We start from the raw sequence: 23,456 nt of genomic DNA, 5'->3' as shown, positions 1-23,456 counted from the left end.
TCCTGGGGAGTCAGTCGGGGGCGCGGACGACGACCAGGTCGTCGCCGGCCGGGTCCAGTTCGGCGGTGTGGACCCGTCCCCGGCCGATCAGCCGGATCCGCACCGGACGGTCCGGCGCGTCGGGGTCGTGCGGCACGCCGACCAGCCGGAACCGGCCGGCGGCGTCGGTCTCGGTGGCCTGGGCGGTGCCGACCAGTTCCACCCGCATCGCGGCGAGCGGCTGGTCCTGCGGCCCGACCACCCGACCGTCGAGGGTGCGCATGTCGAGCTGGCGGAGGTGGAGCGGCTGCCGCACCGGCGGCGCGGTCGGCGTGGGCCGGTCGATCCGGGCCGGCACGTCGAGCAGCAACGCCGGCCGGGGCGCCACGCCGAGCGCCCGCCACAGCGCCGGGTCGCCGGCGGCGAGCACCAGCTCCGCGCGACCGCCGTCGGCGGCTGCGGCGAGCACCCGGTCCAGCGCCGGCAGCGCCGCCGGCCCGCCGCCGCTGACCAGCAGCCGGACCACGAACCGGTACGGCTCGCGCGCCGTACCGCCGGACGCCGTCTGCCGGGCCGGCCGCAGGTCCAGCGGCCACACGGTGAGCCCGCCCGCCGGGTCGTCGCGGGGCGGGCCGACCGGGACGGACTCGCCCGCCGTCCCGGTCAGCCAGGTCGCGACGTCCGCGACCGCCGTCTCGATCGCACCGGTCATCGCGGCGGCGTCCCCTGGATCCGGTACGCGATGGCCTCGTTCCAGACGTGCGGGTAGACGCCGATCTCGAAGTAGCGGGTGAACCTGTTGATCGGCGCGTTGGTGTGGTCGTGCCAGAGCAGCCACACCGGGGCGATGGTGAACAGCGCGTAGTTGAGCGCGACGAGCGGCAGGTAGAGCGGGCCGAGCAGCCGGGCCTGGAACACGTGCACGTCCTCGTGCCGTTGGATGCCGGGGCTGGACCCGGCGCAGACCGTGCCGATCGTGGTGGCGTAGCGGGGCGAGACGCCCTCGAGCACGTTGACCCGGCCGCTGCCGGCCGAGACGACCCGGTCGAGCTGGTGGCCGAAGACCAGGTGCAGGGCCAGGTAGAGCGCCCCGGCGAACGTGTTGAGCAGGCTCCACGTGTGGTCGACCACGAAGAGGACGATCCCCTTCGGGCTGGCGTGGTAGGTGCCGGCGGAGGCGGTCGCCCAGCCGAAGGGCGCGCCGACGAGCAGGCCGACGACGGCGCCGACGAGCAGGCCGACGGTGCCGGCGGCGGCCTGCCCGAGCACGGCGCCGAAGACGGTCTGGACGGCGGCGCTGAGGATGCCGAAGATCATGTCCGGTCACCTCCCTCAGACCCAGGAGCGGACGAAGCGGGGCTCGTTTCCCTGGGCGAGCTGGGTGGGCGACGCCTGCGTCGCCTGCCGGTTGCCCGGGGGGAGCTGGTTGATGCCGAGCGCGGCGGAGAAGATGACCAGCCCGTTGAAGAACGCGATGATCCACTTTTCCGGGCCGGCGTCGGCGAACGCGGCGGTCAGGTAGGACAGCAGGAGCGCGAAGCCCAGCGCGATCCACTTGCGGGCCTTGTCGCCGCTCGGCCCGATCAGGCCGCCGATGACGTTCGTGGCGAGCAGGGTGGCGGCGCTGGCGCCGGTGAGGCTGCCCAGGGCGGCCCAGGTGAAGAGATCGTTCACGACGATCCCCCTTTTCGACGGTGCGGTGGTGCGGTCGGGTGAGGTGGTGCGGCGGCCCGCGGCTGTCACCACGGTCCGCCCGGTCGGCGGTGGGGCCGGCGGGCTGTCGCCGGTGCTCGGGGGCCGGCCCGGGGACCTCCGGCGGTGGTCGGAGGCCGGGCCGGCGGGACTCAGACAGGTGGGCCGGTGGGCGGCGTCGACGCGGCCGGTCCGGTGGCGGGCGCGGCCGGGGTGGCCGGTCCGGTGGCGGGCGCGGCAGGTGTCGCGGCCGGGCTGCCGCCCCGGGAGCGGCGCAGCAGCAGGACGACCACCACGGCGACGGCGAGCAGCAGCACGACCACCCCGCCGACGACCGGCAGCCAGGGGAAGGAGCCACCGCTGACCACGGCGGCGGCCGGGCTGGTGGCCGGTGGTGGCGGCGCTTCGGCGACGGCCCGCAGTTCGGCCGGCTTGGGCTGGTTGGCGACCACCTTCCAGCTCACCGAGCGGCCGGTGATCGTGCCGTTGGTGTCGAGCACCCGGCCGGGGAACGTCACGGATATCTCGAACGCCATCAAGGTCATGAAAGCCTGCTGGTTCCGCGGATCCTGCTCGGCCACCTTTCCGCCGTATTTCTTCGGATCAAGCGGAAGCGTGAAACGGTAGAGATCGTCGTCCCGGACAAGATTCACACTCTCGCTGGTGAATTGCGCCAGTGGTGTTTTCCGGTACGTGATCTGAGTGCCGTAGAACGTGGCGTCCTCGTACCGGGTCTCGGTGCCGGCGGGAAGCGTGGGAATGTTCTGCCGCAGTTCGGCGAAGGCCACCGCGACGTCCGGGTTGCGCTGCTTGAGCACGGACTTCTGCGCGGTCAGCAGCAGTTGGCCGGAGATCGTGTCGTCGGGGTTGACGGTCAACCCGAGGTTGAGCTGCATACAGCCGCCCAGTGCCGCCACGAGGGCGAGACACACCGCTAGGCGAAAGGCCCGGCTGCGGCGGAGTCTCGTATTCATGCGCTCAGTGTGGGCGGTCGCGCCGGGCTCGGCAGTCAGCGATCGGCCGCCGCTCTGTCGCCGATCTTACCGGTCACCTCTCCCATTCGGACGACCCCGGAAAAGGAATTGATCGATATCCTGGAAGGTTGTCATTCGTCCTTTCCCGGCTCCGGCCGGTCCGTGGTGACCCGGAAGACCGGGATGCCCGGGGCGACGCGCGCGAACTCGGTCAGCGGGGCGTGCCGGTCCACCGGGACGTGCGGGCGCGCGCCGGGGGCGAGCGCGAGGTGACGACGCAGGATCGGCGGCCGGTCGGCCACGTCGACCTCGACCAGTCGGACCGCCTCCCGGCCGCCGTGGCGCAGCACCGCCCGCCCGTCGGCGGCCCGGACGTTGGCCACCCAGTTGACCCGGTCACCGAGCATCGACACCAGGTAGCGCTCACCGTCGAGGTCGGCGACCACCAGCGGCAGGGCGACGGTCCGGCCGGTGCGCCGGCCCCGCACCTCCAGGGTCACCCAGTGCCGAGGGCCGAGGCCGGCGGCGTGCTGCCGGGCGGCGAGTCCGTTCATCACCCGGGCGAGCCGGTTGGGCCGGCCACCCCGGTACATCCACCTCAGGTGCCTGCGCCACAGATCCGTACCCATGAGATCCTCCCCTCTCCCTCCGTCAATGGAATCCGGGACGGGCGGCGGCGACCAGGGTCGATCGACCCGGGCTCCGTCCCGCACCATTCGCGCCCGGCCGGCCGAACCGGCCGGACCGGGTGCCGCCGATCACTGCCGCCCGGCCCGGCAGGCCCCAGGATGGTGTGGGTGCGACAGGAAGGCGGACGATGGCGACAGTGACCGGAGGACGGGTCGGGCCGGCCGTACACGAGGCGGCCGGGCGGCTGCGGCGCGGCTGGCTGCCGGTGGTCGAGGCGACCCTCGCCGCCACCGTCGCCTGGATGCTCGCCACCCGCCTCGTCGGTCACCCGCAACCGTTCTTCGCCCCCGCCGCCGCGCTGATCGTGCTCGGTCAGGCGCGGGGCCAGCGGATCCGCCGGGCGGTGGAGGTGGTGCTCGGCGTGGCCGCCGGCGTGCTCGTCGCCGACCTGGTGGTGCAGGCGCTCGGCCCGCGTACCACCTGGACCGTGCTCACCGTCATCCTGCTCACCGTCTCGCTGGCGGTGGCGGTCGGGGCCAGTTCGGTGACCGTGGTGCAGGCCGCCGTCTCCGCGCTCTACCTCGTGGTGGTGTCGCCGCCGACCGAGTCGCTGATCCCGTTCCGGTTCGTCGACGCGCTGATCGGCGGCGCGGTGGCGGTGCTCGCCAGTCAACTCGTCGACGCCCGCCGGCCGCTCGCCCCGCTCGTCGCCGAGTTCCGGCACACGTTCGCGGAGCTGGCCGAGGTGCTCGACGAGATCGGCGCGGCGCTCGACCGCGCCGACGACACCGCCGCCGTGGCCGCGCTGGACCGGGCCCGGCACGCCGACGCCGGGGTGGAACGGCTGCGCGACGCGGTCCAGGCCGCCGGCGAGGCGCTGCGGCTCAACCTCCGCCGCCGCCGGCACCTCGGCCGGCTGCGCTCGGTGGAGGGTTCGATCCGGCAGACCGACTACGCCGTACGCAACGTCCGCGTGCTGGCCCGGGCCGCGGTCACGCTCACCCGCGGCGCGGCGCCCGTCCCGGCCGACCTGGGCGCGACGGTACGCACGCTGGCCGGAGCGGTCCGCTCGGCCGGCGACGCGCTCGCCGCCGACCTCGGCGGGCAGGAGGAGGTCGCCGACGGCCACGCCGCCCGGGTCGACGCCGCGGCGCTGGAGGCGGTGCGCGCGGCCGGGCGGCTCTTCACCGCCGGCCCGAACCTGCCGCTCGCGATGATCATCGGGCAGATCCGGGCCACCGCCATCGACCTGCTGCGCGGCGTCGGCGTGGACGACGACGCCACCGTGCTCAGCCGGGTCGACGCCGCGGTCACCGGGCCGGAGCGCTGAGCACCACCGCTCAGGCGCTCTCCCGGGCCACGAGCGTGGACCCGAACGCGGTCTCCGGCGGGACCGGCGCCTGCGCCAGCACCGCCGAGGCCGCGGCGGCGGCGATCCGGTCCACCGGATGGGTCGCGGTGGTCAGCGCCGGGCTGCTCACCGCCGCGTACGGCAGATCGTCGAAACCGGCCACCGCCACGTCGTGCGGCACCCGCAGGCCGTGCCCGCGCAGCGCGGCGATCACCCCGAACGCGGTGGCGTCGCTCGCCGCGTAGAACCCGTCCACGTCCGGCCACCGGTGCAGCGCCTCGAGCGCCGCCGCGCCGCCCCGGGCCGCGGTGAAGTCGCCGGTCACCAGCCGCTCCGGCGCACCCACCGCACCCATCAGCTCCCGGTAGGCGGTCACCGAGCGTTCCGCGCAGGTCAACCACCGTGGGCCGGTCACCATGACGATGCGGCGGCGGCCGGTGGAATACAGGTGGCGCAGCACCGCGCCGGCGCCGGCGGCGTTGTCCACGTCGAACGAGGGCACCGTCGCCGAACCCCGACCGATCGAGGCGACCCGGCCGTGCAGCCGGGCGGGCACCGCGTCCAACGCCGCCTGTGTGGTGTTGACCAGGATCACCCCGTGCACGCCCCGGTCCGCGCCGAGCCGGATCAGGCCGGACGGGTCACCGAGCGGCAGCCACTCCAGCGCCACCCCGACCCCGTGCGGCGCGCACACCCGGGACGCGGCGCTCACCACCCGGTGCACGTACGGGTCGTCGAAGACCGAGTCGTCCCGGCCCACCACGGCCACCACCAGCCGCACCCCGGCCCCGCGCACGAGCGCCCGGGCCGTGGTGTCCGGCACGTAGCCGAGGTGCTCGGCGGCGGCGCTCACCCGGGCACGGGCGCCGGCCGAGGCGAAGCCGTAGCCGCCGAGCACCCGCGAGGCGGTGGCCCGGGACACCCCGGCGGTCCGGGCGACGTCGTCGAGCGTGGCCGGTCGTGCGGTCGGCGTACCCATGTGAAGCATCATGCCCGCTCCGGGCCGGGTGAGGTAAGGCGCGGGAGCGCTTGTGGTGATAGCGCTCTCAGGTGTGCGATGGTCGTCGGGAACCATTCGGGGAAGGGACGACCGCACCGTGAGCAACACCCTCGACGCGCCGGCCGCGCCACGGCCACCGGCGTCCCGGCCGGTGCTGGCCGCCCGCACCGGCGTCGCCGTCGTCTTCGCCCTCAACGGGCTCGCGGTGGCCAGTTGGTTCTCCCGGGTGCCGGCGGTCCGCGAGGCGCTCGACCTCAACCCGGGCCGGCTCGGCCTGCTGCTGCTCTGCATGTCGGTGGGGGCGCTGCTGGCCATGCCCGCCGCCGGCCTGGTCACCCAGCGGCTCGGCCCGGCCCGCACGGTGGTCGTGGCGACCGTGCTCGTCGCGCTCGGCATGACGGTGGCCGGCCTGGTCACCGGCCTGGCCGGCGTGGCGGTCGGCGTCGGGCTCGGCGTCGCCGCGTTCGGCTTCGGCTCCGGCCTGTGCGACGTGGCGATGAACGTCGAGGGCGCGGCGGTGGAGAAGCGGCTCGGGCGCACCATCATGCCCCGGTTCCACGCCGCCTGGAGTCTCGGCTCGGTGGCCGGCGCGGGGCTCGGCGCCGGCGCCGCCCACCTCGGCGTACCGATCGAGGTACACCTGCCGGTCCTGGCGGTGCTGGTCCTGACCGGCACGATGCTCGGCGCCCGGTCCTTCCTGTCCGCGCCCGCCGAGTCGGCCGGCGCGGGCGAGCCGGCGGCCCGGCGGCGGGCGCTGCTGGCCGCCTGGCGGGAGCCGCGCACCCTGCTCGTCGGCCTGCTGGTGCTGGTCATGGCGTTCACCGAGGGCACCGCCAACGACTGGCTGGCGGTCGCGTTCGTGGACGGGTACGGGGTCGACGAGGCGGTCGGCGCCGCCGTGTTCGGCGTGTTCGTGGTCGGCATGACGCTGGGCCGCACCGCCGGCACGGTCGCCATCGACCGCTGGGGACGGGTGCCGGTGCTGTTCGGCACCATCGGGATCGCCGCCGCCGGCGCCGCCCTGGCCGTGCTCGCCGGCTCCGGCCCGCTGGCCGTGGCCGGCGTGGCGCTGTGGGGGATCGGGGCGTCGCTCGGGTTCCCGGTCGGGATGAGCGCCGCCGCCGACGACGAGGACAAGGCGCCGGCCCGGGTCAGCGTGGTCGCGGTGATCGGCTACACCGCGTTCCTCGCCGGGCCGCCGCTGCTGGGCTTCCTCGGCGACCACCTCGGCGTGCTGAACGCGCTCGGCCTGGTGCCGCTGCTCCTGCTGCCCACGCTCGCGCTGGTGCCGGTGCTCCGCCCGCCCGCGGTCGCGGAGCCGTCCGCGCGCTGAGCGGGGCCCAGCCGACTCCCACGATGTTCCCAGCCGCCTGACAGGCGGGCGTGCTGCACTGGGACTCCGACGGCGAGGAGAGGAGGCGGGCATGCGTTGGTTCAGCCGCCGGGCCGCCGACCCGACGACCCCGACGAAGCTCGACCGCGAGGCGAACCGGGAGGACCTGGCGCAGCTCGAGGCGTTCGTGACCAGCCGGCGCGGGGTCGAGTTCTATCTGGAGCCGGAGACCACCGCCACGGACACCACGGTGGTCGCCATCGCCCACGACGGGGAGTGGATCCGCCGCCGCACCGGCTCGCCCCGGGTCGCCGGCACGATCGCCCGGCGACACGCGGTGCCGCTCTACGAGGCGGCCCGCACCGGCTACCCGGAGCGGATGCGGGCGTGGAACCGGGCGCACCCGGAGCGCCGCAAACGCTGACCGCGCTCAGTCACCGAGCGCGGCGCGGGCCTCCTCGCGGCGCAGCGGCTCGTCGTGCGCGGAGACATACCACTCGACGTGCTCGGAGAGCAGGCCGCGGGCCAGCGCCAGATCCGGGCCGTCGGTGGGCGTGCGCTCGTGCAGCGGCGGCGGATACCAGCAGTCGCCGAGCAGCAGCACCCGGGAGTCCGGCACCAGCACCACCGTCGAGTCGGCGGCGTGCCGGCCGCCGACGTGCCGCAGCACCACACCGGTGGGCAGCATCAGCTCGTCGGTGAACGTGCGGGTCGGCGGCAGCACCGCGAAGCCGTCCCAGTCGTCCACCGCGAGCGCCCGGGCCCGGTGGCTGGGCCCGAGCCGGGGCTCGGCGCGGGCACCCTCCCGCAGGTGCCGGTGGCTCCACGGGCGGGCCGCCTCGGCGCGCAGCGGATCGACGCCGGCCTCGTGCCCCACGATCTCCACGTCCGGCCAGGCGCAGGCGCCCCACACGTGGTCCCAGTGGTGGTGGGTGTAGACCAGCCAGCGCGGCTCCGGCAGCCGGGCGGCGGCGATCCCGGCGCGGATCTCCCGGGCGTGCGCCGGACTGTGGCCGGCGTCGACGAGCACGCTGCCCCGATCGTCGGCGACGATCGCCACGGCGGGCCGGATCGCGCCGGGGTCGGGGTCGCCGGGGGCCAACCAGACCCGGTCGGCCAGGTGGCGCAGCTCCATGGCGGGATCCTCTCGCAGCTCCGCCGGATGCTATCGCCGTCCCGCGCGGCCGGCTGCCCCGTCAGCCGGCGACCGCGGTGGCCAACGCGTACCCGACGAACGCCGCGCCGAGCCCCGCCACCACGCTGACCAGCACATTCGCGTACGCGTGCAGGCGCGGGCCGGTGCGGGCCAGCTTCAGCGTCTCGTAGCTCAACGTGGACCAGGTGGTCAGCGCGCCGCAGAAGCCGGTGCCGACGAGCGCGGTCACCCCCGGATCGGCGGGCACCGCGAGCACCGCGCCGAGCAGCAGCGAACCGGCCACGTTGACGGTGAGCGTGCCCCACGGGAACACCGAGTCGTGCCGGGCCTGCACCGCCCGGTCGGTGAGGTAGCGCAGCGGGGCGCCGAGCGCCGCGCCGAGCGCGACCAGCAGGACGGTCACCGGGGCGCCCTCCGCCGGGCGGCCAGCAGCCGGCCGGTCACCACGTCCCCGGCGGCGACCGCCGGCAGCGCGCCGAGCACGGTCGCCGCCAGGTAGGCCAGTGCGATCGCGGGCGCACCGTCGGTCACCAGGCGCTGCGCGTCGACCACGTACGCGGAGAACGTGGTGAACCCGCCGAGCAGCCCGACGCCGAGGAACGGCCGCGCCAGCGGGCCGGCCGGACGGACGGCGAGCACCGCCATCAGCACGCCGATCAGCAGGCAACCGGTGACGTTGACGCCGAACGTGGCCCACGGGAAGCCGGTGGGCGTCCGCGGGACCGCGGCCTGCGCGCCGGCGCGGGCCAGCGCCCCGAGCGCGCCGCCGGCGGCGATCACGCCGAGCACCGCCGCCGGGTGCGCGGCCAGCTCCGCCCGGTCGGCGGGTACGCGGAGATCGACGTCGGGATCGACGCGGGACTCGGGGGGTCGTGCCACGGTGCCTCCCACCAGGACGGGCATCACTGGCAGGGACCGTTGGCGATGTCGCGGTTCTCCCGGCGTGCCCCGGGACGGCGGGCCCCACCGCCGGTCTCACCCGAGCATAACCTCGACCCGTCCCCACCGCCCGCGGCGGGCCCCGGCGACCTGCCGAACGGGCGCTGACCTGGCAGGACCACCGGTACGGGCGTACGGTGATCGGCATCCCGCCCGGCGCGGCGGCGTCGGGCCCGTCGCGCAGGAGGCACCCGTGCAGGACCGCACCCCTCGGCCGGACGAGCTGGATCCCGTCGAGCGGATCGGCGTGGACGAGCTGCGTGCCCTGCAACGGGACCGGTTACGCCGGTCGCTGCGGCACGCGTACGACCACGTGCCGCACTACCGCCGCGCGTTCGACGCCGCCGGCGCGCACCCCGACGACGTACGCGACCTGGCCGACCTGGCCCGCTTCCCGTTCACCGCCAAGGCCGAGCTGCGGGAGAACTACCCGTTCGGCATGTTCGCCGTGCCCCGCGAGCGGATCGCCCGGCTGCACGCCTCCTCCGGCACCACCGGACGGCCCACCGTGGTCGGCTACACCCGCGCCGACCTGGACACCTGGGCGACGCTGATGGCCCGGTCGATCCGGGCCGCCGGTGGCCGGCGCGGCGACCGGGTGCACGTCGCGTACGGCTACGGGCTGTTCACCGGCGGGCTCGGCGCGCACTACGGCGCCGAGGAGCTGGGCTGCACGGTGGTCCCGGTGTCCGGCGGCATGACCGAGCGCCAGGTCATGCTGATCCGCGACCTCGAACCGGAGGTCATCATGGTCACCCCCAGCTACATGCTCGCCATCGTGGACGAGATGGAACGCCAGGGCGTCGACCCGCGCGCCACCTCGCTGCGGGTGGGCGTCTTCGGCGCCGAGCCGTGGACCGAGGACATGCGCCGGGAGCTGGAACAGCGGCTCGACCTGCACGCGCTGGACATCTACGGGCTGTCCGAGGTGATGGGTCCCGGCGTGGCCGTCGAGTGCGTGGAGACCAAGGACGGCCTGCACCTGTGGGAGGACCACTTCTACCCGGAGATCATCGACCCGGTCACCGGCGCGGTGCTGCCCGACGGCGAGCGGGGCGAGCTGGTGCTGACCTCGCTCACCAAGGAGGCCACGCCGGTCGTCCGCTACCGCACCCGGGACCTCACCCGGCTGCTGCCCGGCACGGCGCGCCCGATGCGGCGGATCGAGCGGATCACCGGACGCACCGACGACCTGATGATCGTCCGAGGGGTGAACGTGTTCCCGACCCAGATCGAGGAGCTGATCCTGCGTACCCCCGCCCTGTCGCCGCACTTCCAGTGCGTGCTGGACCGGCAGGGGCGGCTGGACACGCTCACCGTCCAGGTGGAGCGGCGGGCCGACGCCGCCGTGGCCGACGCGGAGCGGGCCGGCGCGGCCCTGGCCGAGCAGGTGAAGAACACCATCGGGGTCTCGGTGGCGGTCCGGGTGATCGAGCCGGACGGGGTGGAACGCTCGATGGGCAAGATGCGTCGCATCGTCGACAAGCGGCGGGAGCGCTGACATGGCGGCCGACGACGGCCGCACCGCGGCGCACGACATGTTCGACGCCGACGTCGCCTCGAAGGGGCTCGGCATCGAGCTCGTCTCGGCCGGCGGCGGCGCGGCGGTGGCCCGGATGCGGGTCACCCCGGCCATGCTCAACGGGCACGCGATCGGCCACGGCGGCTTCGTGTTCCTGCTCGCGGACACCGCGTTCGCGCTGGCCTGCAACAGCCACGGACCGGTGACCGTGGCCGCCGGCGGCGAGATCAGCTTCCTGCGCCCGGTGCGCGGGGGCGACGTGCTGGAGGCGTACGCCACCGAGCGGGTCCGGCACGGCCGCAGCGGCATCTACGACGTGACGGTCCGGCGCGGCGACGAGGTGGTCGCCGAGTTCCGCGGGCGCAGCCGCGTGGTTAAGGAGGGGCCCCCGCTTAACGCCTCCGGTAGAGGCGGGGCCCCCGCTTAACACCCACGCCCGCCGGGGCGCCCCCGCGCGCCCCGTCCGGGTCGGAGCGGCCCCGTGCCCGCTCCGACCCGGACCCGGCGCTCAGGCGGCGACGCCGAGTGGGGCGATGCCGGGCGGCGTCGCGGCCACCCGTCGGCTCCGGCGCACCCGTTCGGGCGGGCCGGTCGTCCACCCGAGCGACGCCGGGACACGCGGCACGACACCGTCCGCGACACGCGGCACGACACCGTCCCGGACACGCGGCACGCCACCCGCCCGGATACCCGTCACGGTGGCGGGCGTGTCCCGTCCGGGCACGACCATCGGCGGGGGACCGGCCCGGGCGATGCCGGACCCGGCGTAACCGGATCGGTCGGACGGTGCCCCGCCCTCGCCGGACCTGTCCGACCGGGGCGGCGGGACGGGCGCCGGTCGGGCCCCTCCTCCCGACCGGCGCGTCCGTCCCGCCCCGAGCGGGCACGTCACCCGCTCGTCGGCGTCCCGCGAGGAAACACCGATCCCGGCGCCCGCCGCGGCCGGAGGGCGCGCGGCGGGAGCATCAGCCGGCCGTCCGGCCGGTCGTCGAACCACGACGGGGCCGGCCCGCTCGGGGAGCCCGCTGCCGACTCCGGCACCTGCCCGGGCGCTGCCCGCTCCGATGCCGGCACCCGCGCCGACGGGGGCACCCGCGCCGACGCCGACGGGGACACCCGCGCCGGCACTCGCCCCGACGCCGCTGAGCCGGCGGGCGAAGTCCGCCCGTACCGCGCGGGTCAGCCGGTGGGCGGCCACCCGCACCACCACCGGCTCGACGATGGTCCAGCCACGCGCGTCCGGGTCTCCCGCACCCGTGCCGGCTCGGTCGGCGCGGCGGAGCAGGCCGGTCGCGGCCAGGGCGCGTAGCGCCGGCCCGGACCGCCCGGCCGGCCAGCCGAGCATCCGCTCGACCGTGCCGGCGGCGAGCGTGCCGCCCAGCGCGGCGCCGGCCATCAGCACCGCGCGCTGCGTACCGTCCAACCGGTCCAGCCGGGCGTCCACCCGCCGGCGCACCGGGGCGGGCACCCCGGCCGGCTCGTCCGCGGCGTCGGCCGCCGCGTACGCGGCGGCGACGGCCGGGTTGCCGCCCACCAGGGGCAGCAGCCGGGCGGCGAGTGCGGCGGGCCGGCCGGCCCGGTCGAGCAGGTGCCGCAGCAGGCGTCCGGTGTCCCGTGCGGCGAGCGGTGGCAGGCACACCCGCCGTCCGCCCGGGGCGGGCCCCGGGTCGGCCCAGCCGGCGTCGTGGGTGACGACCACCGCGAGCGCCAGCCGCCGGTCGCCGGCCGCGACCTGCAACTGGCGCAGGAACCGGTGCAGCGCCGGCGCGGCCCGGTCCAGGTCGTCCACGGCCACCACCAGTGGGCTGCCCGCGGCGTGGTCGAGCAGGAGGTCACGGCACGCCGCGGCGGCCCGGGCCCCGGCCGCCGTGTCACGCGGCGCGGCGAGGAACGCGGCCAGCGCGGCGCCCACCCCCGGGCCGGACAGCGGGCGTACGGTGGCCCCCCGGCCGGTCGGGTCCGGCGCGAGCAGCGCGCGCACCAGGTCGGCGAGCGGCGCCAGGTCCCCGTCGGGGTACGGCGGACAGTGCGCCACGCACCAGCGCACCGCCGCACCGTCCACGGTGGGCACGGCGCGGGTCAGCTCGTGCAGGAGCCGACTGCGACCGCTGCCCGGCGGCCCGGTCAGCGAGATCCACCGTGGCCGGCGTTCCCGCAGCGCCCGGGTCACCTCGTCGGCCGCGCCGGCCAGTTCCCGCCGCCGGCCGACGAGCGGCCCGCGGTGCCGGGCCGGCTGGCGCCGGGACACCCCGGTGACCCGCCACACGTCGAGCGGCAGCGCCTTGCCGGCGATCGTCATGGTGGCGAGTGGACGCTGCTCCACCAGCCCGGCGACCGCCCGCCGGGTGGTCGGGCAGACCACCACCCCGCCGGGTGGCGCGTACTCCTGGAGCCGGGCGGCGGTGGTGATGACCGCGCCGCTCGCCGCGCCGTGCCCGCCGTCGCGGGCGCCGACCAGGTCGACGAGCACCTCGCCGGTCGCCACGCCGACCCGGACCCGCAGCCGGGCCTCGTCCGGCGTCCGCCGGTCCAGCGCCGCCTGGATCTCCAGCCCGGCCCGCACCGCCCGGTACGCGTCGAAGCCGTCGCAGTCGTGCGCGCCGAACAGCGCCATCACCGCGTCGCCCACGTATTTCTCCACCATGCCCCGCCACCGGCGCAGCACTCCGGACACGGTGCCGAAGTAGACCCGTTGCAGCGTCCGGACGTCCTCCGGATCGAGTCGCTCCACCAGACCGGTCGAGCCGACGATGTCGACGAAGAGCACGGTGACGGTGCGGCGTTCCTCCGGCACCGGCCAGCGCGCCGCACTGACGGCTTCCCGACTCCCCACGGGCGTGGTGATCAACATCGCACCCACCCTTTCCCTGGTCCGGTGCCCGACGACCTCCGGACACTCTCACCACCGGGCCCTCGGGGGATCGGTAGGACGACGTATGTCGACCACGCGCAACCGTTAGTCGTGATGTTGACGCGAGAGGTACGAGTGGAGCCATAAGGCCGTAGAACGGTCCGGGACCCTGTGACTAGGCTGCGTTCCATGGCCAGCGACGTGGACACCGCACCGCTCGTCGGCCGGGCCGGGACCGTCGCGACGCTGCGGTCGGCGCTGCTCGACGACGTCGCACCCGGGCACACCGCGGCGGTGTTCCTCACCGGCGAGAGCGGGGTGGGCAAGACCCGGCTGCTCACCGAGGTCGGCGACCGGTTGCGGCAGGCCGGCGCGCTGGTGCTCACCGGCACCTGCCTCGACATCGGCGACGCCTCGCCGCTGCACCCGGTCCGTCAGGCGCTGCGCCGGCTCGACGCCGACCAGGCCGAGGCGCGCACCACCTCGGCGGTCCGTGGCCTGCTCCAGGTCTTCGACGAGGAGAGCCCTAGCCCGGACGGCGCCGGCGCGCTGCTGGAACGGGTCGCGCAGGGTCTGCACCTGGTGGCCGGCGGCCGGCCGCTGGTGCTCGTCCTCGACGACCTGCAGTGGGTCGACCGGAGCACCCGCCAGCTCCTGCTCTATCTGCTCGCCGGCCTGGGCGACCTGCAACTGTCGGTGCTCGCCGCGATCCGCGCCGAGGCGCTGCGGGGCGCGCACCCGCTGCGCCGGGTGCTCACCGAGCTGCGCCGGTTGCGCTCGGTCCGGGTGGTCGACCTGCTGCCGCTGGACCGGGCCGGCACGGACGAGTTGGCCGCCGCGATCGTCGGCGCGCCCCTGCCCCCGGACGCCGCCGACCTGGTGTGGCAGCGCAGCGGCGGCAACCCGTTCGTGGTGGAGGAGCTGGCCCGCGACCGGCGCGACGGCCGCGACGGTCTCTCCGACACGCTGCGTGAGGTCTTCCTGGACCGGGTCGACGCGCTGCCCCAACCCGCGCACGCGGTGGTGCAGGCGGTCGCCGCGGGCGTCGAGCCGGTCGAGCACTGGCTGCTGGGCCAGGTGGTCCGGCTGCCCGAGGACGAGCTGCTCGACGCGGTGCGCGAGGCGGTGGCGCACCGCCTGCTGGTCGGCGCCGACGAGGGCTACCGGCTGCGGCACCGGCTGGTCGCCGAGATCCTCGCCGGTGAGCTGCTGCCCGCCGAGCGGGCCGCGCTGCACCGCCGCTACGCCGAGGCGCTCACCGCGGTGCCGGCCGAGCTGCACCAGGCCCGGCTGGCCCACCACTGGCGGCAGGCCGGCGAGCCGGCCCGGGCGCTGCCGGCGGCGATGGCCGCCGCCCGCGAGGCGGAACGGCTGCACGGGTACGCCGAGGCGCACCGCCACTGGTCCGCGGCGCTGACCCTGGCGGCCACCCCACCTCCGGTGCCGCCGGACGGCAGCCGGCCCGAGCCGGTCGAGGTGGACCGCGCCGAGCTGCTCAGCAGCGCCGCCGAGTCCGCGCACCACAGTGGCGAGCACGCCCGGGCGTTGAGCCTGCTGGCGGAGCTGTCCGCCGAGCCGACCGGGCCGCCGGCCTGCGCGCTGCACATCCGGCGGGCCCGCTACCTGGCCGCCGCCGGCCGTTCCGCCCCGGCCGAGGAGGAATACCGCCGGGTGCTCGACTCGGCCGACTGCACGCCGCGCGAGCGGTGCACCGCCGCGGCCCGGCTGGCCGAGCTGCTGCTGCACCTGGGCCGCTACGCCGAGGCCGGCGAGCAGGCGCGCGAGGCGCTCGACCTCGCCGCCGGGGTGCCCGGCTCCACCTCGGAGGTGGTGCTCGCCAGCGCCGCGCTGGGCTTCAGCGAGGCGTTCCTGGAGGACCCGGCGGCGGGGCTGACGGTGATGCGCCGGGCGCTCGACACGGCCGAGCGCTCCGGCCGGCCGGAGGACGTGGCCTGCGCCTACCTGCACCTGGCCGAGTTGCTCACCGGGCCGCTCAACATCTGCGAGGAGGGGGTGGTGGTGGCCCGCCGGGGCGCCGAGCGCGTCGCCGAGCTGGGGCTCGGCCGCACCTGGGAGACGCGGCTGCTGGCGGTGGCGACGAACGGGCTGTTCCGGGTGGGGCAGTGGGCGGAGGCGGAGAAGGTCGTCGCCGCCGCGCTGCGGCACCGCCCGTCCGGCGCGGACGCGGTCGAGCTGCTGCTGGCCCGCTGCCGGCTCTCCGTCGGGTACGGCGACGTCGAGGCCAGCGACCGCGACCTGGAGGCCGTCGCCACGGTGCTGGCCGGCGGTGGTGCCCGGCACGTGCTGCCGATGCTCATCCTGCGCGCCGGGCTGGCGATGTGGCAGGGCCGGCACGACCTGGCCCGGCAGGCCGTCCAGCGGGGTCTGACCGAGAGCCGCTCCGACGACGTCATCGTGCTCGCCACGCTTGCCTGGCACGGGTTGCGCGCCGAGGCCGAGGCGGCGGCCAGCCGCACGGTGGAGGTGGATCCGACCGCGGTGCGCCGGCTGCGCGAGGTGGTCGACCGGGTGGCCCGCAAGAGCGAGAAGGCGGGCGCGCCGGTGCGTTACGTCGCCGACGGTTTCCTGGCGCTGTGCGACGCCGAGCTGAGCCGGCTCGACGACGGCCGGGGCGATCCGGAGCTGTGGGGCCGCTCCGCCACCGAGTGGGACCGGCGCAACCATCCCTACCCGGCGGCATACTCCCGGCTGCGGCAGGCCGAGGCGCTGTTGTCCCGACGCAGCCGGGTGGCCACCGCCGGCAAGCTGCTGCGCCAGGCGTACGCGATGGCGCAGTCGCTCGGCGCGGTGCCGTTGAGCGCGGAGATCCGGACGCTGGCCGGCCGGGCCCGGATCACGCTGGAGGACGCGCCGGCCCTCGATCCGGTGCCCCGGCAGCGGGTGGCGCCGCCGGACGTGCCGGCGGTGGACGAGTTGGCGGAGTTGACCGCGCGGGAGCGGGAGGTGCTCGCCGCGGTGGCCGAGGGGCTGACGAACAAGGAGATCGGCCAGCGCCTGTTCATCAGCGAGCGGACCATCGGCGTGCACGTGTCGCACATCTTCGACAAGCTCCACGTCCGCACCCGGGTGCAGGCCAGCGCGATCTTCCTGCGGAACCGGCCGGTATAGACGTACGTCGGCAATACGTCGTTCTACTGATTCGGCGCGAGTGCGGCGGCTGGCAGGCTGTCCGACGGAATCGGGTGGCGTCGTGGGGGGCGCCGACCATCGTGGAGGAGAGATGACCGAACCGGTCTGGGGTCCCGTGCACCAGGACATCGTCGGGCTGCTCGCCGACCACCCCGCCGACGTGCCGGCGGTCGTCGACCATCTCACCAAGTTGCAGGACCTGCTGGTCCGGCTCCCACCGTTGGAGGCGAGCTGCCCGCTTGCCGACTTCAACCGGCTCTATCTCGTCATCACCAGCACCGTGCTCGACGGCCTCTACGAGGACCGGTTCGTGGACCCGGCGTTCCTGGCCCGGCTCGACGTGGAGTTCGCCGCCCGCTACTTCGAGGCGCTGCGGTTCTGGACCGATTCCAGCCCGAGCACGCCGCGGGCCTGGTCGTGTCTGTTCAAGCGGATGCGCGGCCCGGACGCCCGGCCGCTGCCGTCGGCCGCCGCCGGGGTGAACGCGCACATCAACTACGACCTGCCGTTCGCGTTGGTGACCACGCTGGAGAGCCTGGAGTCCGAGCCGGTCGACGGCAGCGACCAGCACCGCGACTACCTGGAGATCAACAAGATCTTCGCCGAGCGGATCCCGGAGCTGCGCCGCGGCTACCTGGACCACTGGCAGCTCATGATCGACATGGTGAACGGCGACATCGACGACTGGTACCAGGGCGAGCTGGTGGAATACACCCGCAACGTGGCCTGGCGCAACGCGCAGAAGATCTGGCACTGCCGCCACGACCCGCACGCCCGCGAGTGTGAGCGGACGCGGCTGGACGACAACGCCGCGCTGCTCGGCCGGCTGCTGCTGTCGCCCCTCGGGGCGTTCCTGCAATAGCCGGGACGGGGGGTCCCCGCGTCCCGCCGTCGGGGCGCGGTACGCGGGGACGCCGTCCGACCCGTCCGCTTCCCCGATCCGGCATTCCGGCTGGGCGCGACCCGGGCACCGCCTACCGTCGGGTCATGGCGCAGGCACGGGACGGGGAGCGGCCCCGGAGTACGCGGGACCGGCGTCGCGAGGCGCACGACGCCGCCGCGGCCCGGGCCGGCCACCACGCCGAGCCCGGCGAACGCGCCGGCCGGGTCCCCGGCGCCCTGCCGGAGCGGGTCGACACGCCGGCCCGGCCCACCGCGCCGGCCGACCGGCTGCGCCGCTGGCTGTTCCAGCACCGGGTCGAGCCGGTCGGTCCGGAGATCCGGGAACACCAGTCCCGGGCCCACCCCTGGTGGCAGGTGATGTGCCTGACCGGCGTCGACTACTTCTCCACCCTGTCCTACCTGCCCGGCATCGCCGCGGTCGCGGCCGGCGCGCTCAGTCCGCTCGCCACCCTGCTGATCGTGGCGCTCACCCTGTTCGGGATGCTGCCGATGTATCGGCGGGTGGCCCGGGAGAGCCCGCACGGGCAGGGCTCGGTGGCCATGCTGGAGCGGCTGCTGCCGTTCTGGCGCGGCAAGGTGTTCGTGCTGGTGCTGCTCGGCTTCGTGGCCACCTCGTGGATCATCACGATCACGCTCTCCGCCGCCGACGCCACCGTGCACCTGCTGGAGAACCCGGTGCTGCCGGCGTCGTTCCCGCACGGCGGCGCCGCCGCGGTGCTGGTGACCGTGGTGTTGCTGCTGGTCCTCGGCGGCGTGTTCCTGCTCGGCTTCAGCGAGGCCGTGCAGGTCGCCATCCCGCTGGTGGCGGTCTTCCTCGCGGTCAACGCGGTGGTGGTGGTCGCCGGGCTCGCCGAGATCGCCACGACCCCCGGGCTGCTCGCCGACTGGACCGGCCGGCTGACCCGGGTCGGCGGCGCCGGGGACGTGCTGGCCACAAGCGTGCTCGCCTTCCCGTTGCTGGTGCTGGGCCTGTCCGGCTTCGAGACCGGGGTGAGCATGATGCCGCTGGTGCGGGGCGACGGCGCGGACCCGGAGCGCCGGCTGGCCGCCCGGATCCGCAGCACCCGGCGGCTGCTCACCACCGCCGCGCTGATCATGTCGGTGTACCTGGTCAGCACCACGTTCGTCACCACCGTGCTGATCCCGCCCGAGGCGTTCAGCCCCGGCGGGGCCGCCAACGGCCGGGCGCTGGCGTACCTCGCGCACCAGCACCTGGGCGAGGCGTTCGGCACCGTCTACGACATCAGCAGCGTGCTCATCCTCTGGTTCGCCGGCGCCTCGGCGATGGCCGGGCTGATCAACATCGTGCCGCGCTACCTGCCCTCGTACGGGATGGCGCCGGAGTGGGGACGCGCGGTCCGCCCGGTGGTGCTCGTCTACACCGCGATCAGCATCGCCATCACGGTCGCGTTCTCCGCCGACGTGAACGCCCAGGCCGGCGCGTACGCCACCGGCATCCTGGCGATGATGGTCTCCGGCGCGATCGCGGTGACCATCTCCGCTCTGCGCGGCCGGCACCGGGCCGCCGCGACCGGGTTCGCGCTGCTCACCGCCGTGCTGCTGTACGCGCTCGCGGAGAACGTGGTGGCGAAGCCCGACGGCATCACCATCTCCGGGTTCTTCATCGCCGGGATCATCGCGGTCTCGCTGATCTCCCGGGTCACCCGGACCACCGAGCTGCGCGCCGAGCGGATCGAGTTCGACGGCCCGGCCCGGCGGTTCGTCGACGAGTCCGTGGCCCGGGACGGGCGGCTGCACCTGATCGCCAACAAGCGGCAGGGCGGCTCGGTGAAGGAGTACCGGGTCAAGGAACGGGCGCAGCGGTCGATGAATCCGGTGCCCGGCGCCGCCGACGTGATCTTCCTGGAGATCGACGTGAGCGATCCGTCGCAGTTCAGCCAGGTGCTGCGGGTGCACGGGGTGGAGGTGGGCGGATACCGCATCCTGCGTGCCGGCAGCCCGGCCGCGCCGAACGCGATCGCGGCGATCCTGCTCGCGTTGCGCGACGCCACCGGGGTGCGCCCGCACTGCCACTTCGAGTGGTCGGAGGGCAACCCGATCGCGCACCTGCTGCGCTACCTGATCCTGGGGCGCGGCGACACCCCGCCGGTGGTCCGCGAGATCATCCGCAAGTCCGAGCCCGACCGCACCCGCCGACCCGGCATCCACGTCGGCGGCTGAGGTGAAAGGAGGGGCCCCTTGTTAACGCATTCGGTAGAGGCGGGGCCCCTTATTAACACCCCTCACAACCCAGCCTCCTAGGATGCGCTAGAGGTGGTGACGGGGGTGACGAGGGTGACGAGGGTGACGGGACACGAACAGGCCCGCACCCGCCGAGGTGGGCGGGCGCGGGCCGGGGGAGTGCGGCTGAGGCGGCCTACTTGGACGGCTCGGGGAGCTTGCAGTCGATCTTCGGGTTGGCGCCGATGTAGTTCAGCGGGCCGGCCACGATGGTGACCAGGATCGTGCCGGCCTCCGCACAGTTGGTCTCGTCGTTGCCGTAGTAGCCGCGCTGCCCGGCGGCGATGGCGCCGATGATGAGCCAGATGACGACCAGGACGCCGAGTATCGAGGTGCCGCGCATCAGTTGCCTCCACGGGGTTGTGGTGGATTCGAGGTGCAGGCCATGTACCCCGCAGGGGTCGTCCGCCAAACGGCGCTCCCGTTCCGCGCGGCCGATTCCGATTACCGGTGCGGCCGGCGCCGGCCCCGCTGACGGGCGGTCACGGCTGCGCGTGTGGTCGGCGGCGGCCACATCCCGCTGAACACCTCGTCCTCGAAGGCGACCCGACCGGCCAGGAACAGCGCCGGGCCCGGAGGATGACCGCCAGCCAGGCCGGCGGGTCCGCCTGGTCGGTTCCCGCGTCACCCACGCCGGCCACCATCAGCAGAAGGGTGTACGAGGCGGTGTTCGGGAACCGGCTCGGTTGGCGCGGCGCGAGCGCGATGACGAGGAGCCACTGGTACCGCCCGGACAGATGCTCGGCGGTCATGTCGCGTCGGGTGTCCGGCACCGCGCCCAGGCCGGGCACCGGAAGCCCAGGTGGTCGATGGCCGGCGCCGCCGCCCGGAACCACCTCCGGGCGATACCCTGCGCGGCGAGCGCTCCGACCAGCCACGGCACCGCCGACACCGCGAACCGGACGAAGATCCGGATGGCCCGGCGACGGGTCTGCGGCTGGCGACGGACCGCTGACATGGGAACAGCCCGCGTCCGAGATGGATCGCGACGGACGTGCCGGCGAAGACCGGTCCACGAGTGCCGGCCGCCAGCAGCTTGATCTCGGCGCGCTGCGGATCGTGGATGTCGTCCGGGCGGTGTCGCCGGTTCGGCGGGTTGCGGGGTGCGCCGGCGGGGAGGCGCGTCGGGCCGGTGGCGACGCGGGTCGCCACCGGCCCGGAGGCGGGTGTGGCTACTCGGCGCTGGTCGGGAGCACCCGGTCGGCGTCCGACCGGGCGTCGGCCAGCACCCTCGCCTGCTGCGGCCAGGTGGCCAGCCCGGGCGCGGCGCGCAGGCCGGCGGCCTTCACGGTCTCGCGCAGCGCGGCCTCGTCCAGCTCGGCCAACTGGTGGTAGGTGCGGATGCCGGCCTCCTGGAGGGCGGCGGCGAGCTTCGGCCCGACGCCCTGGATGCGGCGGAAGTCGTCCGGCGCGTCGTTCTCGGCCGAGGCCCGGGGCGCCGGCACGGTCGGTGCGGCGGCCGGCTGCCGCGCCGCGCCGACCGGCGCCGGATCGGTGGCCACCGGCGACTGTGCCGGCTCGTCGACGACAGGCGCGGGAGCGGCGTCCGGGGTGACGGCCTCCGGCTCCGCGGTGGCGGCGACCGGCTCCGGCATGGCCTCGGGCGCGGGAACGGCCTCGGGCGCGGCGGGCGTCGGCTCGCCACCGGCGCCGGCCAGGTCCGCGGTCGCCTCGGTCCGGCCCGGCTCCGCCAGAACCGGCTCGTCCGCCGCCACCGGGTCTGCCGCGACCGGCTCCACCGTGGTCGAATCCGCCGTGACCGGCTCCGTCGTGGTCGGCTCCGGGGTGGTGGCGAGCGCCGGCTCCGGGTCGGCCGTGGTGGCGGATGCCGGCTCGGGCTCGGCGGTGGCGACGACCGGCTCGGCGTCGGTCGTGGTGGCGACGGCCGGGACGGTGTCAGCGGTGGCCGGGGCCGACTGGTCGGTGACGGCGGCCGGAGCCGGCGTCTCGTCGACCACCGCGGCCGGCTGCGGTTCGTCGACGGTGGCGGTCACGGGGGCCGGCGCGGCGGCACCGTCCACCGTGGGAGCGGCGCCGCCGGCGCCGGCCCGGCGTCCGCTCACCACCCAGCCGACACCCAGTCCGATGAGCAGGGCCAGGATCAACAGCAGCCACTGCCCGAAGCTCGACGGCATGGCCAACCTCCTTCTATGTACGCGCACGACGGTCACGAGAAAGCTCGGGGCAGCTTCGCACACGTGCACGCGGGGCGACAGGCAGGTCGGCGGTGGGACGGCGGCGGTGGGACGGGCCGTGCCTGCCGGTGTCCGGAGGATGACCGTGGGTGGGGGAGGGCGCCCCGGGATCTGGTGCCGTGCGCGGTCCCGGGGCGCCCCGTCCGGTGGCCCGGTCCCGCGTCAGCGGATCCGGTCGGGCGCGGGGGTGTCGGCGGAGTCCCAGCTGTAGAAGCAGCCGGCCACGGCGTCCCGGGGGGAGTGCCAGGTCGGCAGGTACGGCGAGGTGTGCGCGGACAGTCGTTCGTTGACGCTCTCGTAGAGCGGGTGGTCGCGCAGCTCGGCCGGGTCGGGGACGACGTCGACGGTCTCCATCAGCTGCACGCACAGGTCGTGCAGGTAGTAGAGCGACCGGTGCCGGATCCCGGTGAGCCGGGGCAGTTCGGTCGCGTCGGACTCGGTGAAGATCTGTGCCACCCGGCCCTGCGCTCCGGGCGCGATCCGGCTGACCACCAACAGTCGACTCATCGCCAACCCCTTCCGCCGCGTTGCTGCCGCGTCGACCCCGGCCGGACGGCTGCTGTCGTCGTGTGTCCACCGTGCCGGCTCGGGTGTCACCTCGCCGTCACGGCGTACCCCTGGGCATTGATGGTGGCGGTGACGGCCGTGCCCCGCCGCGCGGGCGGGGGGCGGCGGCGGGCCGTGCGGCCGGCGGCGGCGGGTCGGGGCGGCTGGCCCGCCGGATCGGCGCGAGCGTGTCGTCGAGCAGCGCCGTCATGGCCGGGGACGGTTCCAGGCGCAGTTCGCGCAGGAGGAGGTCCCGGTAGACGTAGAACGAGTGGACCGCCTCGAACGCGTTGCCCTCGGCCAGGTGGATGCGGACGACCAGGCGGTGCGGCGTCTCCCGCAGCGGCTCGGCGGCCATCGCCTCCAGGGCGGCTTCGAGCGCCTCGCCGTGGCGGCCGGCGGCGAGGTGGTTGCCGGCGAGTTCCTCGAGCATGTGCAGGCGTAGCTGGCGCAGCCGTTCCCGTTCCAGCAGGACCCAGTCCTCGTACCAGCCGGGGAGCAGGTCGTGCCGGCCGGCGCCGGTGGCGCCACGGGGGGCCGCGCCGGCGCGGACCCGGGTGACGGTCTCGACCAGCTCGTCGGTGTCGAGGTGGACGGTGGGGCCGAGGCGGATGGTGTCGCCGTCGGCGCGCAACGGGCAGCAGGGGTCCTGGCGGAGTCGCCACAGCGCGGTACGCAGGGAGGAGAGCGCCCGTTCCTCGGGCGTCTCGGGCCAGAGCAGGCCGGCGAGGTGGCTGCGGGTGGCGGCCGGGCGCAGTCCGATGAGCGCGATGACCCGTTGCAGGCCACGGGGCACCACCACCGGCACGTCGTCGTGCAGCAGTTGGAAACCGCCGAGCAGGCGCAGCGCCACCCGGGGGGCGGGATCTCCCGCCGTCGGCATCCCCGATCCCTTGGACACGGCGCACCCCCTACGCCTCCGCCACGCCTCGCCGGACCTGCGCCGCGGTCGGGCCTACCGGAACGGAGAATATCAACGTCTGTTACTCTCAGT

23 protein-coding genes are annotated in these 23,456 nt (G+C 75.4%); 8 read left to right on the top strand and 15 right to left on the bottom strand.

The features are described 5' to 3' along the window. Positions 1-10: 10 nt before the first annotated feature. The 5 genes from O7619_RS20155 to O7619_RS20135 all read right to left on the bottom strand — a co-directional run bounded on the left by O7619_RS20155 (position 11) and on the right by O7619_RS20135 (position 3,274). The gene (locus O7619_RS20155) at positions 11-691 is read right to left on the bottom strand and encodes a carboxypeptidase-like regulatory domain-containing protein (RefSeq protein ID WP_282282695.1); all 681 of its coding nucleotides are present in this window, start codon (positions 689-691) and stop codon (positions 11-13) included. Continuing rightward, positions 688-1,296: a glycine zipper family protein gene (locus O7619_RS20150; protein WP_282282694.1), complete on the bottom strand. Its 609-nt coding sequence runs from the start codon at positions 1,294-1,296 to the stop codon at positions 688-690. The genes O7619_RS20155 and O7619_RS20150 overlap by 4 nt, the downstream gene beginning before the upstream one ends. A gap of 15 nt (positions 1,297-1,311) precedes the next feature. Further along, positions 1,312-1,653, bottom strand: coding sequence for a hypothetical protein (locus O7619_RS20145; protein WP_181568724.1), 342 nt, complete (start codon positions 1,651-1,653; stop codon positions 1,312-1,314). Positions 1,654-1,823: 170 nt separating this feature from the next. Next, positions 1,824-2,567, bottom strand: a complete 744-nt coding sequence (locus O7619_RS20140) for a DUF3153 domain-containing protein (protein ID WP_282282688.1) — start codon at positions 2,565-2,567, stop codon at positions 1,824-1,826. Positions 2,568-2,776: 209 nt separating this feature from the next. Next, entirely contained in the window at positions 2,777-3,274 is a 498-nt protein-coding gene (locus tag O7619_RS20135; RefSeq protein WP_282282686.1) for a nitroreductase/quinone reductase family protein, read from the bottom strand. Positions 3,275-3,471: 197 nt separating this feature from the next. On the opposite strand from O7619_RS20135, the gene O7619_RS20130 reads away from it, so the two are divergent. Then, a complete protein-coding gene (locus O7619_RS20130) occupies positions 3,472-4,605 on the top strand; it encodes an FUSC family protein (protein ID WP_282282685.1) in 1,134 nt (377 codons plus the stop codon). A gap of 10 nt (positions 4,606-4,615) precedes the next feature. Here O7619_RS20130 and O7619_RS20125 read toward each other — a convergent pair whose 3' ends face one another. Next, positions 4,616-5,605 carry a LacI family DNA-binding transcriptional regulator gene (locus tag O7619_RS20125; RefSeq protein ID WP_282282684.1) on the bottom strand — a complete coding sequence of 330 codons (990 nt, stop codon included), beginning with the start codon at positions 5,603-5,605 and terminating at the stop codon, positions 4,616-4,618. 118 nt (positions 5,606-5,723) lie between these two features. On the opposite strand from O7619_RS20125, the gene O7619_RS20120 reads away from it, so the two are divergent. Together O7619_RS20120 and O7619_RS20115 are read left to right on the top strand one after the other, a co-directional pair. Continuing rightward, the gene (locus O7619_RS20120; protein ID WP_282282682.1) at positions 5,724-6,959 is read left to right on the top strand and encodes an MFS transporter; all 1,236 of its coding nucleotides are present in this window, start codon (positions 5,724-5,726) and stop codon (positions 6,957-6,959) included. 91 nt (positions 6,960-7,050) lie between these two features. Beyond that, positions 7,051-7,383: a hypothetical protein gene (locus O7619_RS20115; RefSeq protein WP_281588896.1), complete on the top strand. Its 333-nt coding sequence runs from the start codon at positions 7,051-7,053 to the stop codon at positions 7,381-7,383. 6 nt (positions 7,384-7,389) lie between these two features. On the opposite strand, the gene O7619_RS20110 is transcribed toward O7619_RS20115, so the two are convergent. The 3 genes from O7619_RS20110 to O7619_RS20100 form a co-directional block, all read right to left on the bottom strand. After that, positions 7,390-8,094 carry an MBL fold metallo-hydrolase gene (locus tag O7619_RS20110; protein WP_282282681.1) on the bottom strand — a complete coding sequence of 235 codons (705 nt, stop codon included), beginning with the start codon at positions 8,092-8,094 and terminating at the stop codon, positions 7,390-7,392. A 61-nt stretch (positions 8,095-8,155) separates the two neighbouring features. Next, positions 8,156-8,518 carry a fluoride efflux transporter CrcB gene (crcB, locus tag O7619_RS20105; RefSeq protein ID WP_282282680.1) on the bottom strand — a complete coding sequence of 121 codons (363 nt, stop codon included), beginning with the start codon at positions 8,516-8,518 and terminating at the stop codon, positions 8,156-8,158. Next, a complete protein-coding gene (locus O7619_RS20100; protein WP_282282679.1) occupies positions 8,515-9,018 on the bottom strand; it encodes a CrcB family protein in 504 nt (167 codons plus the stop codon). The genes crcB and O7619_RS20100 overlap by 4 nt, the downstream gene beginning before the upstream one ends. A gap of 229 nt (positions 9,019-9,247) precedes the next feature. Here O7619_RS20100 and paaK point away from each other — a divergent pair, with 229 nt between their 5' ends. Further along, positions 9,248-10,555, top strand: a complete 1,308-nt coding sequence (gene paaK / locus O7619_RS20095; RefSeq protein ID WP_282282678.1) for a phenylacetate--CoA ligase PaaK — start codon at positions 9,248-9,250, stop codon at positions 10,553-10,555. 1 nt (position 10,556) lies between these two features. Beyond that, positions 10,557-11,003 (top strand): hydroxyphenylacetyl-CoA thioesterase PaaI, encoded by a 447-nt coding sequence (paaI, locus tag O7619_RS20090; protein ID WP_282282677.1) that lies wholly within the window; start codon positions 10,557-10,559, stop codon positions 11,001-11,003. An 81-nt stretch (positions 11,004-11,084) separates the two neighbouring features. On the opposite strand, the gene O7619_RS20085 is transcribed toward paaI, so the two are convergent. Then, positions 11,085-13,427 (bottom strand): adenylate/guanylate cyclase domain-containing protein, encoded by a 2,343-nt coding sequence (locus O7619_RS20085; protein WP_282282676.1) that lies wholly within the window; start codon positions 13,425-13,427, stop codon positions 11,085-11,087. Between the two features lie 189 nt (positions 13,428-13,616). Here O7619_RS20085 and O7619_RS20080 point away from each other — a divergent pair, with 189 nt between their 5' ends. From O7619_RS20080 to O7619_RS20070, 3 genes are all read left to right on the top strand, one after another. Then, a complete protein-coding gene (locus O7619_RS20080; RefSeq protein WP_282282675.1) occupies positions 13,617-16,556 on the top strand; it encodes a helix-turn-helix transcriptional regulator in 2,940 nt (979 codons plus the stop codon). 112 nt (positions 16,557-16,668) lie between these two features. Beyond that, a complete protein-coding gene (locus tag O7619_RS20075) occupies positions 16,669-17,439 on the top strand; it encodes a DUF5995 family protein (protein ID WP_282282674.1) in 771 nt (256 codons plus the stop codon). Positions 17,440-17,564: 125 nt separating this feature from the next. After that, a complete protein-coding gene (locus O7619_RS20070) occupies positions 17,565-19,661 on the top strand; it encodes an amino acid transporter (RefSeq protein WP_282282673.1) in 2,097 nt (698 codons plus the stop codon). 196 nt (positions 19,662-19,857) lie between these two features. Here O7619_RS20070 and O7619_RS20065 read toward each other — a convergent pair whose 3' ends face one another. The 5 genes from O7619_RS20065 to O7619_RS20045 all read right to left on the bottom strand — a co-directional run bounded on the left by O7619_RS20065 (position 19,858) and on the right by O7619_RS20045 (position 23,363). Further along, positions 19,858-20,064 carry a hypothetical protein gene (locus tag O7619_RS20065; protein WP_281588914.1) on the bottom strand — a complete coding sequence of 69 codons (207 nt, stop codon included), beginning with the start codon at positions 20,062-20,064 and terminating at the stop codon, positions 19,858-19,860. A 405-nt stretch (positions 20,065-20,469) separates the two neighbouring features. After that, on the bottom strand, positions 20,470-20,679 hold the full coding sequence (locus O7619_RS20060; RefSeq protein WP_282282672.1) for a hypothetical protein: 210 nt from the start codon (positions 20,677-20,679) through the stop codon (positions 20,470-20,472). Positions 20,680-20,893: 214 nt separating this feature from the next. Continuing rightward, the gene (locus O7619_RS20055; protein WP_282282671.1) at positions 20,894-21,856 is read right to left on the bottom strand and encodes a helix-hairpin-helix domain-containing protein; all 963 of its coding nucleotides are present in this window, start codon (positions 21,854-21,856) and stop codon (positions 20,894-20,896) included. Between the two features lie 222 nt (positions 21,857-22,078). Continuing rightward, positions 22,079-22,423, bottom strand: coding sequence for a TcmI family type II polyketide cyclase (locus tag O7619_RS20050; protein ID WP_282282670.1), 345 nt, complete (start codon positions 22,421-22,423; stop codon positions 22,079-22,081). Positions 22,424-22,520: 97 nt separating this feature from the next. Then, a complete protein-coding gene (locus O7619_RS20045) occupies positions 22,521-23,363 on the bottom strand; it encodes a BTAD domain-containing putative transcriptional regulator (RefSeq protein WP_282282669.1) in 843 nt (280 codons plus the stop codon). Positions 23,364-23,456 lie beyond the last annotated feature (93 nt).

The organism is Micromonospora sp. WMMD998 (assembly GCF_029581235.1).
Classification (GTDB): domain Bacteria; phylum Actinomycetota; class Actinomycetes; order Mycobacteriales; family Micromonosporaceae; genus Micromonospora.
This window is presented reverse-complemented; position numbering and strand designations above follow the sequence as displayed.

Excerpts from the sequence above, each read along its gene's own strand:
- O7619_RS20155 (WP_282282695.1), bottom strand. The coding sequence starts at position 691 with ATGACCGGTGCGATCGAGACGGCGGTCGCGGACGTCGCGACCTGGCTG.
- O7619_RS20150 (WP_282282694.1), bottom strand. The coding sequence starts at position 1,296 with ATGATCTTCGGCATCCTCAGCGCCGCCGTCCAGACCGTCTTCGGCGCC.
- O7619_RS20140 (WP_282282688.1), bottom strand. The coding sequence starts at position 2,567 with ATGCAGCTCAACCTCGGGTTGACCGTCAACCCCGACGACACGATCTCC.
- O7619_RS20135 (WP_282282686.1), bottom strand. The coding sequence starts at position 3,274 with ATGGGTACGGATCTGTGGCGCAGGCACCTGAGGTGGATGTACCGGGGT.
- O7619_RS20125 (WP_282282684.1), bottom strand. The coding sequence starts at position 5,605 with ATGGGTACGCCGACCGCACGACCGGCCACGCTCGACGACGTCGCCCGG.
- O7619_RS20115 (WP_281588896.1), top strand. The coding sequence starts at position 7,051 with ATGCGTTGGTTCAGCCGCCGGGCCGCCGACCCGACGACCCCGACGAAG.
- O7619_RS20110 (WP_282282681.1), bottom strand. The coding sequence starts at position 8,094 with ATGGAGCTGCGCCACCTGGCCGACCGGGTCTGGTTGGCCCCCGGCGAC.
- O7619_RS20100 (WP_282282679.1), bottom strand. The coding sequence starts at position 9,018 with ATGCCCGTCCTGGTGGGAGGCACCGTGGCACGACCCCCCGAGTCCCGC.
- paaI (WP_282282677.1), top strand. The coding sequence starts at position 10,557 with ATGGCGGCCGACGACGGCCGCACCGCGGCGCACGACATGTTCGACGCC.
- O7619_RS20085 (WP_282282676.1), bottom strand. The coding sequence starts at position 13,427 with ATGTTGATCACCACGCCCGTGGGGAGTCGGGAAGCCGTCAGTGCGGCG.
- O7619_RS20080 (WP_282282675.1), top strand. The coding sequence starts at position 13,617 with ATGGCCAGCGACGTGGACACCGCACCGCTCGTCGGCCGGGCCGGGACC.
- O7619_RS20075 (WP_282282674.1), top strand. The coding sequence starts at position 16,669 with ATGACCGAACCGGTCTGGGGTCCCGTGCACCAGGACATCGTCGGGCTG.
- O7619_RS20070 (WP_282282673.1), top strand. The coding sequence starts at position 17,565 with ATGGCGCAGGCACGGGACGGGGAGCGGCCCCGGAGTACGCGGGACCGG.
- O7619_RS20065 (WP_281588914.1), bottom strand. The coding sequence starts at position 20,064 with ATGCGCGGCACCTCGATACTCGGCGTCCTGGTCGTCATCTGGCTCATC.
- O7619_RS20060 (WP_282282672.1), bottom strand. The coding sequence starts at position 20,679 with ATGTCAGCGGTCCGTCGCCAGCCGCAGACCCGTCGCCGGGCCATCCGG.
- O7619_RS20055 (WP_282282671.1), bottom strand. The coding sequence starts at position 21,856 with ATGCCGTCGAGCTTCGGGCAGTGGCTGCTGTTGATCCTGGCCCTGCTC.
- O7619_RS20050 (WP_282282670.1), bottom strand. The coding sequence starts at position 22,423 with ATGAGTCGACTGTTGGTGGTCAGCCGGATCGCGCCCGGAGCGCAGGGC.